Source organism: Rhodococcus artemisiae (genome assembly GCF_036327795.1).
Lineage (GTDB): Bacteria > Actinomycetota > Actinomycetes > Mycobacteriales > Mycobacteriaceae > Rhodococcus > Rhodococcus artemisiae.
Genome location: NZ_JAUTXY010000003.1, coordinates 370,676 through 386,939 on the forward strand (window position 1 = coordinate 370,676; position 16,264 = coordinate 386,939).

At 66.4% G+C, this 16,264-nt stretch carries 17 protein-coding genes; 14 read left to right on the forward strand and 3 right to left on the reverse strand.

The features are described from left to right. Positions 1-15: 15 nt before the first annotated feature. From nadD to holA, 8 genes are all read left to right on the forward strand, one after another. Positions 16-693, forward strand: a complete 678-nt coding sequence (gene nadD / locus Q7514_RS09305; RefSeq protein WP_330132951.1) for a nicotinate-nucleotide adenylyltransferase — start codon at positions 16-18, stop codon at positions 691-693. After that, entirely contained in the window at positions 693-1,091 is a 399-nt protein-coding gene (gene rsfS, locus Q7514_RS09310) for a ribosome silencing factor (protein ID WP_330132952.1), read from the forward strand. Before nadD ends, rsfS begins: the two co-directional genes overlap by 1 nt. Continuing rightward, on the forward strand, positions 1,088-1,741 hold the full coding sequence (locus Q7514_RS09315) for a histidine phosphatase family protein (protein WP_408016061.1): 654 nt from the start codon (positions 1,088-1,090) through the stop codon (positions 1,739-1,741). The genes rsfS and Q7514_RS09315 overlap by 4 nt, the downstream gene beginning before the upstream one ends. Continuing rightward, positions 1,728-2,495, forward strand: coding sequence for a diglucosylglycerate octanoyltransferase (gene octT, locus Q7514_RS09320; protein WP_330132953.1), 768 nt, complete (start codon positions 1,728-1,730; stop codon positions 2,493-2,495). The genes Q7514_RS09315 and octT overlap by 14 nt, the downstream gene beginning before the upstream one ends. A gap of 5 nt (positions 2,496-2,500) precedes the next feature. Continuing rightward, on the forward strand, positions 2,501-3,319 hold the full coding sequence (locus Q7514_RS09325) for a DegV family protein (RefSeq protein WP_330132954.1): 819 nt from the start codon (positions 2,501-2,503) through the stop codon (positions 3,317-3,319). A gap of 97 nt (positions 3,320-3,416) precedes the next feature. Beyond that, on the forward strand, positions 3,417-4,229 hold the full coding sequence (locus Q7514_RS09330; RefSeq protein ID WP_330132955.1) for a ComEA family DNA-binding protein: 813 nt from the start codon (positions 3,417-3,419) through the stop codon (positions 4,227-4,229). Further along, a complete protein-coding gene (locus tag Q7514_RS09335; RefSeq protein ID WP_330132956.1) occupies positions 4,226-6,616 on the forward strand; it encodes a DNA internalization-related competence protein ComEC/Rec2 in 2,391 nt (796 codons plus the stop codon). Before Q7514_RS09330 ends, Q7514_RS09335 begins: the two co-directional genes overlap by 4 nt. Then, positions 6,613-7,584, forward strand: a complete 972-nt coding sequence (gene holA / locus Q7514_RS09340; protein ID WP_330132957.1) for a DNA polymerase III subunit delta — start codon at positions 6,613-6,615, stop codon at positions 7,582-7,584. The genes Q7514_RS09335 and holA overlap by 4 nt, the downstream gene beginning before the upstream one ends. Before the next feature lie 98 nt (positions 7,585-7,682). Here holA and rpsT read toward each other — a convergent pair whose 3' ends face one another. Then, positions 7,683-7,943 carry a 30S ribosomal protein S20 gene (gene rpsT / locus Q7514_RS09345; RefSeq protein ID WP_054718144.1) on the reverse strand — a complete coding sequence of 87 codons (261 nt, stop codon included), beginning with the start codon at positions 7,941-7,943 and terminating at the stop codon, positions 7,683-7,685. A gap of 216 nt (positions 7,944-8,159) precedes the next feature. On the opposite strand from rpsT, the gene Q7514_RS09350 reads away from it, so the two are divergent. Continuing rightward, complete coding sequence (locus Q7514_RS09350; RefSeq protein WP_330132958.1) at positions 8,160-8,945, forward strand: aquaporin; 786 nt, start codon at positions 8,160-8,162, stop codon at positions 8,943-8,945. A 38-nt stretch (positions 8,946-8,983) separates the two neighbouring features. Here Q7514_RS09350 and Q7514_RS09355 read toward each other — a convergent pair whose 3' ends face one another. Continuing rightward, complete coding sequence (locus Q7514_RS09355) at positions 8,984-9,529, reverse strand: type II toxin-antitoxin system PemK/MazF family toxin (RefSeq protein WP_408016066.1); 546 nt, start codon at positions 9,527-9,529, stop codon at positions 8,984-8,986. Positions 9,530-9,689: 160 nt separating this feature from the next. Here Q7514_RS09355 and lepA point away from each other — a divergent pair, with 160 nt between their 5' ends. From lepA to Q7514_RS09370, 3 genes are all read left to right on the forward strand, one after another. Next, the gene (gene lepA, locus Q7514_RS09360) at positions 9,690-11,531 is read left to right on the forward strand and encodes a translation elongation factor 4 (RefSeq protein WP_132470829.1); all 1,842 of its coding nucleotides are present in this window, start codon (positions 9,690-9,692) and stop codon (positions 11,529-11,531) included. A 23-nt stretch (positions 11,532-11,554) separates the two neighbouring features. Further along, on the forward strand, positions 11,555-12,487 hold the full coding sequence (locus Q7514_RS09365) for an NAD(P)H-dependent flavin oxidoreductase (RefSeq protein WP_330132960.1): 933 nt from the start codon (positions 11,555-11,557) through the stop codon (positions 12,485-12,487). A gap of 64 nt (positions 12,488-12,551) precedes the next feature. Further along, positions 12,552-13,565 (forward strand): ABC transporter substrate-binding protein, encoded by a 1,014-nt coding sequence (locus tag Q7514_RS09370; protein WP_330132961.1) that lies wholly within the window; start codon positions 12,552-12,554, stop codon positions 13,563-13,565. Positions 13,566-13,570: 5 nt separating this feature from the next. Here the strand turns inward: Q7514_RS09370 and Q7514_RS09375 are convergent, their stop codons facing one another. Further along, on the reverse strand, positions 13,571-15,511 hold the full coding sequence (locus Q7514_RS09375; RefSeq protein WP_330132962.1) for a glycoside hydrolase family 15 protein: 1,941 nt from the start codon (positions 15,509-15,511) through the stop codon (positions 13,571-13,573). A 67-nt stretch (positions 15,512-15,578) separates the two neighbouring features. Between Q7514_RS09375 and Q7514_RS09380 the strand changes: the two genes are divergently transcribed. Beyond that, positions 15,579-15,812, forward strand: coding sequence for a hypothetical protein (locus Q7514_RS09380; protein ID WP_330132963.1), 234 nt, complete (start codon positions 15,579-15,581; stop codon positions 15,810-15,812). 154 nt (positions 15,813-15,966) lie between these two features. Then, on the forward strand, positions 15,967-16,050 hold the full coding sequence (locus Q7514_RS33180; RefSeq protein ID WP_408016067.1) for an Ms4533A family Cys-rich leader peptide: 84 nt from the start codon (positions 15,967-15,969) through the stop codon (positions 16,048-16,050). The last annotated feature ends 214 nt before the right edge of the window (positions 16,051-16,264 follow it).

Sequence of the window (16,264 nt, forward strand, 5' to 3'; positions counted from 1 at the left end):
GTAAGCTGGACAACCGTGCCTCAGTCAACCGACCGATACCCGGCGTCCCCGCGACGTCTGGGCGTCATGGGCGGTACCTTCGATCCCATCCACAACGGGCACCTCGTCGCCGCCAGTGAGGTCGCCGCCAGCTTCGGCCTCGACGAGGTGATCTTCGTACCGACCGGGCAGCCATGGCAGAAATCCGGGCGGCGGGTCAGTGCTGCGGAAGACCGGTATCTGATGACCGTGGTCGCCACAGCATCCAACCCCCGGTTCACCGTCAGTCGCGTCGACATCGACCGCGGCACCGCGACCTATACTGTCGATACCCTCCGTGACCTCCGGGAACAGTATCCCGAGTCGGAGCTGTATTTCATCACTGGCGCCGATGCCCTCGCATCGATCCTGTCGTGGCAGGACTGGCCGAGGTTGTTCGAGCTTGCTCGGTTCGTCGGGGTGTCCCGTCCCGGTTACGACCTCAGCGTCGAGCACCTGGCACCGCACCTCGAGGGGCTTCCCCCTGAAGCGGTGAGCCTCGTCGAGATCCCGGCGCTGGCCATCTCCTCGACGGACTGCCGAACACGGGTCCACAATCATCGTCCGGTCTGGTACCTCGTGCCCGACGGTGTGGTGCAGTACATCAGTAAGCGTCACCTCTACGTGGACGCGCCGACGACGAACCACTTGAACACCGAGAGAAAGAGCACGTAGTGAGCGCAACGGCAGAAGCCCTCGAGATGGCCCGCATCGCGGCCCTCGCCGCAGACGAGAAGCTGGCGACCGACGTCGTGGTGCTCGACGTCTCGGAACAACTGGTGATCACCGACTGCTTCGTCATCGCATCGGCACCCAACGAGCGTCAGGTCAACGCGATCGTCGACAACATCGAGGAGAAGCTGCGCGACGCCGGTCACAAGCCGGTCCGTCGTGAGGGCACTCGCGAAGGACGATGGACCCTGCTCGACTACATCGACGTCGTCGTGCACATCCAGCACGAGGAGGAGCGGAACTTCTACGCCCTCGAGCGTCTGTGGAAGGACTGCCCGACGGTCCCGGTCGACGGCGTAGGTGGCCCGCGTGCCGCTGCGGACGACGCGGAGGATGAGTGAGTGCGCCGGTGCGGGTGCGGCGCCTGATCCTGCTGCGTCACGGACAGACCGAGTACAACGCGACCAGCCGGATGCAGGGTCAGCTCGACACCGATCTGTCCGCTCTCGGCCGCCGTCAGGCACTGGCGGTGTCCCACACGATCGCCGGTTTCGATCCGATCGCGATCGTGTCGTCGGATCTGCGACGTGCGTACGACACTGCGACGGCGATCGGCGACCGTGCAGGTCTTCCGGTCGAGATCGATCCGCGGCTGCGTGAGACGCACCTGGGGCAGTGGCAGGGCCTGACCCACACCGAGGTCGATGCGAGCCATCCGGGCGCGCGTGCTCAGTGGCGCGGGGACGCGACCTGGGCACCCCCTGGAGGCGAGAGCCGCGTGGACGTTGCCGAGCGGAGCAGACCCGTCGTCGAAGAGTTGCTCGCCAAGTACGAACAGTGGAGCGAGCGGCCGATCGTGCTCGTCGCCCACGGCGGGTTGATCGCAGCGTTGACGGCATCGTTGCTCGAACTGCCGGTCGATCGATGGCCGGTCCTCGGAGGTCTCGGGAACACCGGCTGGGTGCAGCTCAGCGGTTACGGTGAGTCGCCGACATGGCGCCTCGATGTGTGGAACGCGTCGGCATCGGTGTCGCCCGATGACGCGCTCTGAACCCGGTACCGTGTCGCCGCGGCCTTCGCTGCTGGTGATCGGTGACTCGCTCAGCTATTACGGACCGAAAGGCGGCCTGCCCGCGGATGATCCGCGGATCTGGCCGAATCTCACGGCAGCAGCGCTCGGCTGGGATGTCGAGCTCATCGCCCGCATCGGCTGGACCACCCGCGACGCGTGGTGGGCAATGACGCAGGATCCGCGTGTGTGGGCGGCCATTCCGCGAGCCGGCGCGGTAGTGCTTGCCGTCGGCGGGATGGATACATTGCCATCCCCGTTGCCCACGGCGCTGAGGGAAACCATGCGGTACCTCAGGCCTGCCCCACTGCGTCGCACCGTGCGCAGCGCGTACGGCTGGGTCCAGCCACGGTTGTCACCGCTCGGCTGGCCGGTTGCGCTCCCGCCGCGGGTGAGCGTCGACTATCTCGAAACCATCCGGGATGCGATCGCGTACATGCGACCGGACCTGCCCGTGATCGGGACTTTGCCGTCCGTCCACGACAGCGAGCAGTACCGGTCGGTGCATCGCGGGCGTCGTCCCGCGGCCCGGGCGATTTCGCAGTGGGCCGACGAGAAGTCGGTTCCCCTCGTCGATCTCGGTGAAGCAGTGCGGGAGAACATCTTTTCGGACGACGCGAACCCCGACGGTATCCATTGGGGGTGGGACGGGCATCGCAACGTTGCCGAAGCGATGATCGACGCGGTGCGTATGACTCGTCCGGATGCGCAACCCACTGCGGACGGCATACGGTAGGTGCTGTGTCAGTAGTGGTGGTCACCGATTCGTCGTGTTGTCTCGATCCGAAGATGGCGGAGCGATACGACATCCGGATCGTTCCCCTGCACGTGATCTCCGACGGACGAGACTATCGCGAGGGTATCGACGAGCTTCCCGAGGACCTGTCGGGGGCCACCACGTCCGGTCCGTCCCCGGCCGAACTGCTCGAGGTCTACACACGTGCCTTCGACGACAGCGACGGCGACGGCGTGGTGGCGGTGCACCTGTCCCGGCTGTTGTCGGGTACCTGGGAGGCTGCGAAGAACGCCGCCGACTCGTTCGGCGATCGGGTGCGCCTGATCGATTCGCAGAACACCGCGATGGGCCTGGGATTTGCTGCACTCGAGGCTGCGCGTGCGGCCGAATCCGGTGCCGACCTCGACGACGTGTACTCGCGGGCCGTCGAGGTGGCCGCATCCGGACGCACCCTGCTCGTGGTCGACCGCCTCGACCATCTGCGCCGTGGTGGCCGAATCGGCACGGCCACCGCCCTGCTCGGCACAGCCCTCGCAATGAAACCCGTCCTCCATCTCGTCGACGGGAAGCTCGTGTTGCGGGAGAAGACGCGGACGATGACCAAGGCGATGGCGAAACTGGTCGACGGCGTCGTCGCCGAGGCCGGACGGACCCCACTCCTCGCGGTGCATCATCGCGGAGCACCCGAACGTGCGCAGTTGCTCGTGGAACAGCTTGCCGAGCGGATCCCCGACGCGGCCGAACTCCTCACCTGTGAGATCGACGGAGTGCTCGGAGCTCACGTCGGTCCCGGGGCGATCGGGATCGTCGTCGCGCGCCGCTGAGCGGACGGTTATCCACAGCCGCCCCATCCATCCACAGATTTCCCCCAACGGTCGTCTGCGAGCATGTTCCCTCCCGTGATGAGATTAGCGTCGCGGCATGGGCAGCGACGGGGACCTCGCCAGAACGCGGCTGGATGCGATCGCGCGATCCGCCACGATCGGGCGAGTCGGGAACGACGACGCAGACGAATACGACGACCTGCTCGCAGACCGCTCCGGACACGATGAGGTCGCCGAGCCGCAGAGCGTGATCGAACGGATGCGCTCCGCGCGCTGGGACGCCGGTCGCGGTGGCAGTAGGGCACTCGCCGGGGTTGCCGTTGTGGCGGTTCTCGTCGCAGCGGTCGTCGTATGGCGAGATCGCCCCGTGCCCGAGGCCGTTCCGCCGTTACCCGCCGTCGAAGTGGTCGCGACGTCGTCGCGTGCCCCCGCACCGGAACCACCGGCGGAGGTGGTGGTCAGTGTGGTCGGGCTCGTGGCGAAGCCGGGCCTGGTGCACCTCCGGCAGGGCGCGCGGGTCGCGGATGCACTCGACGCGGCGGGTGGGCCCGGCGAGGGCGCAGATCTGCTGGGACTCAACCTCGCTCGGCGGGTGGCGGACGGAGACCAGATCATCGTCGGGGTGTCGCCGCCACACCCGGTTCCGGAGGGCAGCGCAGTATCTGCAGCCGCGACCGAGGATGCGGGCGAAGCCGGCGGCGGCACAGAGCCGGGACAGAATCCGCTGAATCTGAACACCTCCGATGAGGCCGCGCTGGATGCCCTGCCCGGAGTGGGCCCGGTCACTGCATCGGCGATCGTCGCGTGGCGGCAGAACAACGGACCGTTCACCGACGTCGAGCAACTCTCGGAGGTGGAGGGGATAGGACCTGCCAGGTTGGCCCGGTTACGCGAGTTGGTGACCGTGTGACCGCACAGGCCACCGTCGACGCCCGACTTCTGCCGTGCGCCGTCGCGGCATGGGCGGCGACCCTGGTCGGCCTGTACTCGGGTTGGCGGATCTCGGCACTCGTGACCGCGGCGGCGGTGCTGGGGGCGCTGGTCGTCGCACTGTTCGCGACGGGCAGTGCCGTTCCGTGTGTCCGAATGCGCAGGGGGCATTCGCATACGCGGAACGGGGTGATGCGAGGCGTGCTCGCCGTTCTCGTCGTCACCGCGGGATTCGGTGGGGCCGTCGCGATACGGATGTGGTTCGTCGAGCATCATCCGCTCGCGACGGCCCCGGCAGGTACATGGGTTACCGCGGTGGTGGAGCCGACCGATGATCCACGGGTAGTCCGGGGTTCACCATTCGGAGGTGAGCCACAGGTACGCATTCCCGTCGCGATCCGACACGTGACGCTGGGGGGTGAGTCGATGACGGTCGGGGGCAGAGCGGTCGTCTTCGCTCCCGCGCACGGCTGGCGGCATCTGCTGCCGGGGCAGCGAGTGACCCTGAGGGGCCGGGTGTCCGAGAACGTGGCCTCCGGAGGCACCGACCCGGGGACCTCGGTTGCGGTGCTCCGGGCCGACGGGCCACCGCGTGCGACAGAAGCACCCTCGGCACTTGCCGAGTGGGCCGGAGGTGTTCGCGAGGACCTCGCCGAGGTATCAGCGCGGGCGCTCGGACCCTCGGCGGCCGGATTGTTCCCCGGACTGATCGTCGGTGACACGAGCCGGCTCCCTGACGACGTGCGCGAGGACTTCCGGGTGTCCGGCCTGACGCATCTGACGGCGGTATCGGGCGCGAATGTGAGCATCCTGCTCGGCGCGGTCCTGCTACTGGTCAGGTTCGTCGGGATAGGGCCACGGACGGGCGCCTTCCTGGCGGGTGTGGCGTTGGTGCTGTTCGTGGTCGTCGTCCGTCCGTCCCCGAGCGTGGTGCGCGCCGCCGCGATGGGAGCGGTCGCCCTCCTCGCGCTCGTCGTCGGGCGGCAGCGGCAGGCGCTTCCCGCGCTCTGCGCCGCGATCGGAATTCTCCTCCTGGTGTGGCCGGAACTCGCGGTGGATGTGGGATTCGCGCTGTCCGCAACGGCCACCGCGGGGCTCGTGCTCGTCGCGCCCGTGTGGGTTGCCCTGCTGCAGGCGCGTGGATGGCCACGCGCTGTGGCGGAGGTATGTGCCGTGTCGTGTGCGGCGTACGTCGTGACCGCACCGATCCTTGCGGCAGCGACGGGAACTGTCAGTGTCGTTGCGGTGGTGGCGAATGTTCTGGTGACCCCGGTGCTTGCGCCGCTGACCGTCCTCGGTTCGGTCGTCGCGCTGTGCGCGTCGGCGGTCCCGGGAGTCGCCGAGTTCCTCGCGCGCGGCGCAGCACCGATGTTGTGGTGGCTGACGACTGTCGCCGATCGCGCCGCCTCGCTGCCCTCGGCGGAACTCTCGCTGCCGGATGGAATCCCGGGAGCAGCGGTGATCGGCGGCTCAGCTCTCATCGGCTGTGTCCTTCTGCGTCACAGGAGGATACGGGTTGTCGCCGGTATCGCATTGGTGTCGACCCTCATGGTGTGGGTTCCTGTACGCCTGTTCGCGCCGGGCTGGCCGTCGAACGGTTGGGCGTTCGCGGCCTGCGATGTGGGGCAAGGAGACGCGGTGGTCCTCGCGGTCGGTGACGGGAGAGCGGTTGTCGTCGACGCGGGGCCGGAAAGCGCACCGGTCGATCGGTGCCTGCGACGATTGCATATCGACTCGGTACCGGTCGTGATCATCTCGCACCTGCATGCGGACCACATGGGTGGAGTGCGCGGAGTACTGCAGGGGCGCCGCGTGGGGGAGGTGATCGTGGGTCCGGGTGCGGTGTCGCGCGACACGGTAGGAGACCTCGCCGACGCGGCAGGCGAGTTCGGGGTGCGCATCCGGGAGACGACGACCGGGGAGGTACTGCGTGTCGGGACGGTGACGATCAGAATCCTCGGGCCTCCGGCCGAGCGGTCCGCCGAGTCGGAGAACGATCTTTCGCTGGTGATGGTTGCGGAGACGACTGTGGGACGCATTCTGCTTCCGGGTGATGCGGAGGCACCGGCTCTCGACGCGTTGGTGCGCAGCGGGGCCGACCTGCGCGCCGATGTCCTCAAAGTTCCCCACCACGGCTCGCGGACGACGCCGGAAGCCTTCGTGGCCGCGGTGCGTCCCCGTGTTGCGGTGATCAGCGCAGGACGCGACAACACGTTCGGGCACCCGCACCCGGAGATCGTCGAGGCCTTGAACAGCGTGGGCTCCCGGATACTGCGGACCGACCTACACGGGGACGTCGCGGTGGTGCGGGCCGGGTCCGGGGCACTGGCCGTCGTGTCGGACTCACGTGGCACGATCGGTCCGTGAGCGACACACCCCTGCATCTCGTTCTCGGCGACGAAGAACTCCTCGTGGATCGCGCTGTCTCGACGATCATCGCGGACGTACGTACGCGGAGTGGCGCCGGCAACAACCTTCCGGTGTCGAGGCTGCGCGCAGGTGATGCGGGCGTCCCGGAATTGGCCGAGCTTCTGAGCCCGTCGCTGTTCGCGGAGGATCGGGTCGTGATTCTCGAGTCCGCAGCCGACGCCGGGAAGGATGCGGCGGCCTTGATTCTCGACGCGGCTGCAGCACCTCCCGACGGCGTCACCGTAGTCATCCTGCACACCGGCGGGGGTCGCACGAAGGCGATGGTCGGGGCACTGCGGAAGTGCGGCGCCGAAGAGCACGCCTGCCAGGCCCCCGACAAGGCAGGGGAACGCGCGAAGTGGGTGCGCGCATTCGTGCACGAGGAATTCCAGGCGGCCGGCGTGCGGGTCGCCGGCGACGTCGAACAACTCGTGATCGACGCGGTCGGATCCGATCTGCGTGAGCTCGCGGCGGCGTGCAGCCAACTCATCGCCGACACCGGCGGCAAGATCGACGCGAATGCGGTCCGGCGCTACTACTCGGGCAGAGCCGAGGTCACCGGATTCGACGTCGCCGAGAAGGCTGTGGCGGGAGATCTCGCGGGTGCGATGGAGGCATTGCGCTGGGCAATGCATCGGGGGGTTCCGCACGTCCTGCTGGCTGATGCTCTCGCCGACGCCGTGCACACGATCGCCAAGGTGGGATCGGCCGGACGGGGAGATCCGTTCTCCATGGCATCGGGCCTCGGCATGCCGCCGTGGAAGGTCAAGAAGGCGCAGGGTCAGGCGCGTCGCTGGGCGCCGGAATCGGTCGGTATCGCGCTCGGGGTGGTCGCGGCACTCAACGCCGACGTCAAGGGCGCGGCTGCCGATTCCGATTATGCGGTGGAGTCCGCCGTCCGCACCGTCGCGGAACTGGTCGCCTGACGGTTCGTTGCGTCGTCTGCGCGACGAAAGGCCGCACCCTCGAAAGAGTGCGGCCTTCGGTCAGCAGAGCTTGCGTCCTCTACCTCGGAGTTGAGGGCTCAGAGCTTGTTGGCAAGCTTTGCGAGAGCGGACTTCTTGTTGGCAGCCTGGTTGGCGTGGATGACACCCTTGCTGACTGCCTTGTCGAGCTGACGGCTGGTGGAGACGAGGAGCTCGCTGGCCTTGTCCTTGTCGCCAGCGGCCGCGGCCTCGCGGAAGGAACGGATTGCAGTGCGCAGCGAGGACTTCACCGACTGATTCCGGAGCCGGTTGCGCTCGTTGGTGCGAATCCGCTTCACCTGGGACTTGATGTTGGCCACGCGTAAAATCCTGTCGTCTTGCTGGTAGTTGATAGGAAAGCTCTGGGTGCACTAGGGCACGACGATCGACGATACCAGCGTTGGGGGTAATGCCAAAACCGAGGCGGTCGCGACCACCCGCAGTCGCGGAGCCCTACTCCAGAGGGGATGTGACTTATCTCATACCTGAGTGGTGGTTCGGCTACGCGTCACTCCGGTTCGCATGACACTGACGGCATGACTCCAGAACGTGAAACGAACCTCGAGGAGTTCGGTCCCGACGACTTCTCCGACCTCAAGAAATGTATCGCCGAAGCAATCGGAACCTTCGTGCTCGTATTCTCCGCGGTCGGCACCGCAGTGTTCGCCGGCGCGAAAGTCGGCAATCTGGGCGTTGCCCTCGCATTCGGTCTTACGCTGCTCTTCCTCGTCTACACCATCGGCCCGATCTCGGGGTGTCACGTCAACCCGGCTGTCACCCTGGGACAGCTCATCGTCGGGCACGTCACGCCCGTCCGCGCCATCGGATATTGGATCGCCCAGATCGTCGGTGGCCTCATCGCCGGTATCACCATCTTCGCGGTTGCGTCGTCGCTGCCGTCCTACGATCGCGCAACCGATGGACTGGGAGCGAACGGTTGGGGCGCACACAGTCCGTCCGCGATCGAGGGACCACTCGGCGGTGTGATCGAGAACGGCTACGGAATCGGCGCCACCATGATCGTCGAGGTTCTGCTCACGGCCCTGCTGGTCTTCGTCGTGCTCGCCAGCACCGATCAGATCTCCGATGTACTCAACGCGGGAATCGCGATCGGCTTCTCACTCGCCGTGATCCACCTGATCGCCATCCCGATCGACAACACGTCCGTCAACCCGGCACGCAGTATCGCAGTGGCGTTCTACCAGGACGGTGCGCTCGCCCAGTTGTGGTTGTTCATTGTCTTCCCGCTCATCGGAGGCGCGGTCGGCGCCCTCGTCTACACGTTGCTGTTCGGCCGGGACCGGGGAGTACGCGCGTCGTAGAACGGCAGTTGCTGCCCGGATTTCGTGCGACGGGCTTCCTACGCCCAGCCGAAATCCGCGCGGAGGCGGGATGCGACCTGATCGAAGCGGGAGCGCTCGAGGATCGCACCTTCACGGCGGATGCCCTCCTCCGGGACATCCAGGATGCGGTCCAGCCGGATCCAGCTCGGACGGTTCTGGCGGTCCCACGGACCGGTGCCGATACCGACCCAATCGCGGTGCCCGTCACGGTCGCCGTTCGACGAGAGCATCAGGCCGAGCAACGTCGCCCCTTCACGTCCGACCACGAGCACCGGACGGTCCTTGCCCTGGCTCGCGTCCTCCTCGTACTCCACCCATGTCCACACGATCTCGCCCGGATCGGCACGACCGTCGAGGGCGGGGGAGTACTCGATCGTCCGCGCTCGATGGGCTGTGGGGGTGGTACGAGAAGCGACGGGACGACCCGGAACGGGTACGGGCGCAGCCCGGCCGGGCTGCTGGGTCAATGCCCCCTTCGCGCGGTCGAGTGCTCCCGACTGCTGGAGCTGCTTGTACAGCCGGGGGCCGTGCTCGACTGCGAGGCGTCCGAGTTGCTTGCCCATATTCATCCACTTGCCAGCCACGATCGGCCAGTGTAGCCACGCCCCGAGGTAGTCGAAGTCACCTGTCGGTACAGCCGAGGACCCCGCTGTTGCGCGTCTTGGATATTCTTCAAGGTGACCGCGGCCCCAGGCCGCTGCCGGCCCGAGTCAGGAGCACGACATCAGCAGTATCGCCGACACCACGTTCACGGACCCCGCCAAGATCCGGAACTTCTGCATCATCGCGCACATCGACCACGGCAAGTCGACGTTGGCGGACCGCATGCTGCAGCTCACCGGGGTGGTCGAGGAACGGCAGATGCGCGCCCAGTACCTCGACCGGATGGACATCGAGCGTGAGCGCGGCATCACGATCAAGGCGCAGAACGTCCGCCTGCCGTGGAAGCTCGACGGCGACGACTACGTCATGCACCTGATCGACACCCCTGGCCACGTCGACTTCACCTACGAGGTCTCGCGCGCGCTCGAAGCATGTGAAGGTGCCGTGCTGCTCGTCGATGCCGCGCAGGGGATCGAGGCACAGACCCTCGCGAACCTGTACCTCGCCCTCGACAAGGACCTCACGATCATCCCGGTCCTCAACAAGATCGACCTGCCGGCTGCCGACCCCGACCGGTATGCGGGGGAGATCGCCAACATCATCGGGTGTGAGCCGTCGGACGTCCTGCGGGTCTCAGGCAAGACCGGTGAGGGTGTTCCTGCGTTGATCGACGAGGTGATCCGGCAGATCCCCGCGCCTGTCGGCGATTCCGATGCACCGGCGCGTGCGATGATCTTCGACTCGGTGTACGACACCTACCGCGGCGTCGTCACCTACGTCCGTGTCGTCGACGGCAAGATCACGCCGCGCGAGAAGATCAAGATGATGTCGACCGGCTCGACCCACGAACTGCTCGAGGTCGGCATCGTCTCCCCCGAACCGAAAGCGACGGCCGGGCTCGGAGTCGGGGAGGTCGGCTACCTGATCACAGGTGTGAAGGACGTGCGTCAGTCGAAGGTCGGCGACACGGTGACGCTCGCGCGCGGAGGAGCCACGGAACCGCTCACCGGCTACCGCGAACCGCGACCGATGGTCTATTCCGGCCTGTACCCCGTGGACGGTTCCGACTACCCGGTGTTGCGCGATGCCCTCGACAAGCTCCAGCTCAACGACGCCGCACTCACCTACGAACCGGAGACCTCGGTCGCGTTGGGTTTCGGATTCCGATGTGGCTTCCTCGGTCTGCTGCACATGGAGATCTCCCGCGAGCGACTCGAGCGCGAGTTCGGGCTCAACCTGATCTCCACCGCCCCGAACGTCGTCTACCGCGTCGTGCTCGAAGGCGGAGAGGAAGTCGTCGTCACCAATCCGTCGGTCTGGCCCGAGGGCAAGGCCCGCGAGATCTACGAGCCCATCGTCAAGTGCACGATCATCGCGCCGAGCGAGTTCATCGGTTCGATCATGGAATTGTGCCAATCGCGGCGCGGTGAACTCGGGGGTATGGATTATCTGTCCGAAACCCGTGTCGAACTGCGTTACACCATGCCGATGGCCGAGATCATCTTCGACTTCTTCGACTCGCTCAAGTCGCGTACCCGCGGATACGCGAGCATGGACTACGAGGAGGCCGGCGAACAGGAGGCGGCACTGGTCAAGGTCGACATCCTGCTGCAGGGTGAGGCGGTCGATGCGTTCAGTGCGATCGTGCACAAGGATGCCGCCGCTGCATACGGCAACAAGATGACGACCAAGCTCAAGGAACTCATCCCGCGTCAGCAGTTCGAGGTGCCCGTGCAGGCTGCGATCGGTTCGAAGATCATTGCGCGCGAGAACATCCGCGCCATCCGCAAGGACGTTCTCGCCAAGTGCTACGGCGGCGACATCAGCCGTAAGCGCAAGCTGCTCGAGAAGCAGAAGGAAGGCAAGAAGCGCATGAAGACGATCGGTCGCGTCGATGTGCCACAAGAGGCGTTCGTGGCAGCCTTGTCGTCGGATGCGGCGTCGGACAAGCCCAAGAAGTAAGTGCTCCTCGAAAGGACCCGCCCGTGCTCGAGACCTGGTTGACCCGTGAACTCGGAATCACGATTCCGCTGGTGGGTGCGCCGATGGGCGGTCGGGCGGGTGGCTCGCTCGCCGGTGAGGTGACTCGCGCCGGTGGGCTCGGCCTGATCGGCGCAGCCAGGTACAACACCGCCGAGTGGCTCGAGGAGCAGGCCCGCAGTGCCCGCGAGATCGGTGGCGGGCACCTCGGATTCGGTCTCATGACATGGTCGCTGGACGACGACGATTCACTTCTCGGTGCGGTCCTCGCACATCACCCGCAGGTGGTGACCCTGTCGTTCGGTGACCCCGCTCCGTATGTGAAGCGGGTCCACGCTGCCGGCGCAGTCGTGATCTCCCAGATCAACACCCTCGAGGATCTTCGGGTCGTCGAAGCTGCCGGGGTCGACGCGGTAGTGGCGCAGGGCCACGAAGCAGGCGGTCACACCGGGAGGATCGGGACCCTGCCGCTGCTGCAGGAAGTGCTCGAATCCACCGAACTTCCGGTACTTGCCGCGGGTGGCATCGCGTCGGGCCGCGGGCTTGCTGCCGTGGTCGCGGCCGGAGGAGTCGGTGCCCTGGTGGGAACGGCGCTCCTGGCCAGCCCCGAAACCGTAGGACCGGACTACGCGCGAGAGCGGTTGCTCGCGGCGGGGAGCGCCGACACCGTGTACACGGACGTGTTCGACAAAGCCCGACACCAGCCGTGGCCTGCCCGGTGGTGTGGCCGCGCCCTGGTCAATTCCTTCACCGAGACGTGGCACGGTCGCGGAGCCGACGAGCAGACCCTCGCCGACGAGTACACCGCCGACGACCCGGATATCGGAGTCGTCTATGCCGGTGAGGCCGCAGGCCTCGTCCGATCTCAGAGACCGGCGGGCGACGTCATCCGTGATATCGGCGCGCAGGCAGAGCAGTTGCTCGGTCGTTTCCACTGACCTCTTTTGCTTCGACCCCGCTCGGGATAAGGTATGCCTCACCTTAAATGGAGAGGGTTGACCCATGCGTGTGAGATTTCTGGCCGTGTGCGCCGCAACTGCACTCGTCGGTATCGGAGTGGCAGGATGTTCGACTGCCGACGATGCCGATACCGCATCCGCCGGTGCTACCGACACGAACAGCGCCGCGGGCGCAGCCAGTGTCGAGCACGTTTTCGGAACCACCACGGTCGAGGGCGCCCCGGAACGCATCGTCGCGACATCCAGCCAGTGGGTCGACGCGCTCCTCGAACTCGGCGTCCAGCCCGTCGGCTACATCAGTGCAGGCGCGATGGGTGACGATCGGGGTCTCTACCCGTGGCAGAGCGATGTCTCGGGCGACGCCGTCGACCTCGCGGCCGGCAATCCTGCCGCCGTGGACGGGCCACTGCCCGTCGAACCGATCGCAGCGCTCGAACCCGATCTGATTCTCGGCAACTGGCAGGTCGCCACCCCTGAGGCGTACGACACGCTCGACGCGGTCGCTCCCACGCTTGCGCCCCTCAGTGAACTCGGTGTCGACAACTGGGACGCGCAGCTCCGCGCGCTCGGCACGCTGCTCGACCGCTCCGACGAGGCCGAGCAGGTCATTGCCGACACCGACGCGCAGATGGACGAGGCGGCACTTCCCGGCCTCGAGGGTAAGACCGGCGTCCTCGCGCAGTACATGTTCGCCACTGACCAATTCGTGGTCGTCGCCGATCCGGACGATGGTGCCGCAGCCCTCTTCTCCCGGCTCGGGATGACATTGCCGCAATCACTCGTCGACGAAGCCGGCGTCAGCCAAGGACGCCTGATGCTCAGCCCGGAACGTGTCGATGCGCTCGTCGCGGATCTGCTCATCATCCTGCCCAACGGAGGAACCGAAGCCGATCTCATGGCGCTGCCGGGATTCGATCAGCTGCCCGCGGTGACCGGCGGCGGACTCGCGGTGGTCGACTATCCGACGGTCGTGGCGTTCAACACACCGTCGGCGTCGTCGACCCTCTATGCGCTCGGCGCGATCGGCCCCCAGCTCGACGCCGTCGCTGGTTCGTGACGGGTTCAATGCCGTACGTGCGCGGGTCTGAATTCGCCTGACTCGGTGCGCTGTTCGGCGCGGATTACGTGAACGACCGCGTTGATCTGAGCGAGATGGGTGAAGGCCTGGGGGAAGTTGCCCAGGTGCTGCCCGGTCGCCGGATCGATCTCCTCGGCATACAACTTCAGTGGGCTCGCGAAATCGAGCAACCGTCGACACAGAGTGGACGCCCGATCCACTTCGCCGATCTCGACGAGTGCGGACACCAGCCAGAACGAGCAGATGGTGAACGAGCCCTCCTCGCCGGAGAGTCCGTCGTCCGTGTCTTCGACTCGGTAGCGCAGAACCAGGCCGTGCTCGGTCAGTTCGTCCGCGATCGCGAGCACCGTTGCATGCACACGCGGATCGTCGGACGGCAAGAACCGGAGCAGCGGGATCAGTAAGTTCGACGCATCGAGTGCCGGATGGCCGTACCGCTGCGTGAAGACACCACGTTCATCGACGCCGTGCTCGAGGATATCCGCCTTGATCTCGTCGGCGATCGCCGACCAGCGCTCGGCGTGGTCGGGCTGACCGTGCATCTCGGCGAGCTTGGAGCCGCGGTCCAGCGCGACCCAGCACATCACTTTCGACGACGTGAAATGCTGGGGGTCACCGCGTACTTCCCATATTCCGCGATCGGGTTCCCGCCAGTGCTCGACTGCCTGCTCCACTTGGCTGCTCAGTAGGGGCCACAACGATTCGGGTATCTGCTCACGCGACTTCACGTGCAGATACACCGAATCGAGTAGGGCTCCCCACACGTCGTGCTGGCGTTGCCGGTACGCGTCGTTGCCGATGCGGACAGGCTTGGCATTGTCGTACCCGCACAGATGGTCGAGCGTCGATTCCTCCAGCACATGTTCGCCACCGACCCCGTACATGACCTGCAGGGGGTGATGACCGTTGCCGTCGGCGCCCTGCGAGACGTCGAGGATGAACGAGAAGAAATCGTCGGCCTCTCGATCGAGACCCAGGGTGTACAGACCCCACAGGGCGAAGGTGGAGTCGCGGACCCAGGCGTATCTGTAGTCCCAATTGCGTTCGCCGCCGGGGGTTTCCGGAAGTGATGTCGTGGCAGCCGCGAGTAGTGCGCCGGTCGGGGAGTACGTGAGCCCCTTGAGGGTCAGAGCGCTGCGTTCGAGATATGCGCGCCACGGATGATCGGGGAACCTGCCGGTCGTGACCCATTCGCGCCAGTAGTCCTGGGTCGTGAGCATTTTCGCTGCGGCTTCCTCGAACGTGTGCGGCGGCGCCGGCTCACCCCACGACAGGGCGACGAACACGGTGTCACCCTTTCTCATCCGGGTGCGGGCGCGTGCTTCCCTGCCCTCGATGCCCAGCCGCATGTTGGAGGTCAGGCGCAGCCGGGGATGCTCGTCCGGTGCGTCCGCGCACACGGCCGTCGCTTCTTCGTACACCGTGCCGGTGTATTCCCACCGCGTGCCGCCGCGGTGGTAATCGAACGCGGGTTCGCAGCTCATGTTCAACTCGACCGTGCCGTTCACGCATCGAACCGTGCGCAGCAGAATGTGCTCGGCCTCCCAATCCGACGGGGTTCGCCGCTGAATGGTGGACCGTTGGTGCAGGTCGTACCACGGTCCCATCGCCAAGGCGTCACGGACGACGATCCATCCGGTCTCTGTCTGCCACGTGGTCTCCAGCACGATCCCTCCCGGAAGGTACCGGCGGGCGGCGGGCACCGTCCGGTCGTGGGGGCCGATGCGGAAGTGACCGGCGCTGCGATCGAGCAGTGACCCGAACACACTCGGTGAGTCGGGGCGCGGCACACACAGCCATTCGACTGATCCGTCACGCGCGACCAAGCACGACGTCTGGCAGTCCGACAGGAAGCCGTAGTCGCCGATCGGCGGGAACGGGGTGCGGTTCGGCACGGTCGACGGTAGGTGCACGGTGGAGGCCATCTTTCCATGATCGGTCCCGGACAGGTGTGACGCGGGGCAAACGGGCGGACGCATTACAGTGGACGGGATGGAACGGGTGGCATCGTGGTGGGACGGGTTCGAGCTGTGGCTCACGGGCCTGTCGTTCGTGCCCCAGGCCGCATTGGTGCTGATCGTGATGGTGCCGCTGTGCGGGGTGGTGGCCTGGTTGCTCGACCGCGTGGTCGCCGCCGGCTTCGCTGCGGTGGGGCGAGGCGAACCCGAACCTTCCCCGGCCGGCGGGGAACCCGCACCATCGGCACCGAACACGGAGGACTGTTGACATGCCACGCTCGCGGGTGACCCTGGCGCTCATCGCGCTTCTCGTTCTCGTTGTTGTCGCGTGGTTGCTCACGCTCTAGGTGTGATCTCCCACAGCGGACTCTCCGCTGGACCTATGGTCAAGCTCTGCTAAAGTTCCCCGCGTGTCCACGAACGTGTTGCCCAGCGCGCGCCATCAACTGGCGTTGATTGCTGTCGGCATGCCGTCTGTTGCCGACATAGACTGTTGTTGTCGCTGATCCACCCGCACCGATGTCAGCGGTTTCACCGCGCCGGTAACCGGGTTCTGCGATCCCGTGGTGTTCGCCTGCAGTCGATTCTCCAGTGAACTTCTGCAGGCGGCGTTGTGCCCGCCGACTCTGTGGACCGGCGCCCGTCACTGCGTCTTCGCGATGACATCGATCCCGATTTCCGAATCCCAGATCTGTCCGCTCTGTTCCGTCAGGGACAGCC

Bases quoted from the DNA above. Each gene is read 5' to 3' on its own strand.
- Q7514_RS09355 (WP_408016066.1), bottom strand. From the start codon at position 9,529: ATGGGCAAGCAACTCGGACGCCTCGCAGTCGAGCACGGCCCCCGGCTG.
- Q7514_RS09380 (WP_330132963.1), top strand. From the start codon at position 15,579: ATGGAACGGGTGGCATCGTGGTGGGACGGGTTCGAGCTGTGGCTCACG.
- Q7514_RS09370 (WP_330132961.1), top strand. From the start codon at position 12,552: ATGCGTGTGAGATTTCTGGCCGTGTGCGCCGCAACTGCACTCGTCGGT.
- Q7514_RS09330 (WP_330132955.1), top strand. From the start codon at position 3,417: ATGGGCAGCGACGGGGACCTCGCCAGAACGCGGCTGGATGCGATCGCG.
- Q7514_RS09375 (WP_330132962.1), bottom strand. From the start codon at position 15,511: ATGGCCTCCACCGTGCACCTACCGTCGACCGTGCCGAACCGCACCCCG.
- Q7514_RS09350 (WP_330132958.1), top strand. From the start codon at position 8,160: ATGACTCCAGAACGTGAAACGAACCTCGAGGAGTTCGGTCCCGACGAC.
- octT (WP_330132953.1), top strand. From the start codon at position 1,728: ATGACGCGCTCTGAACCCGGTACCGTGTCGCCGCGGCCTTCGCTGCTG.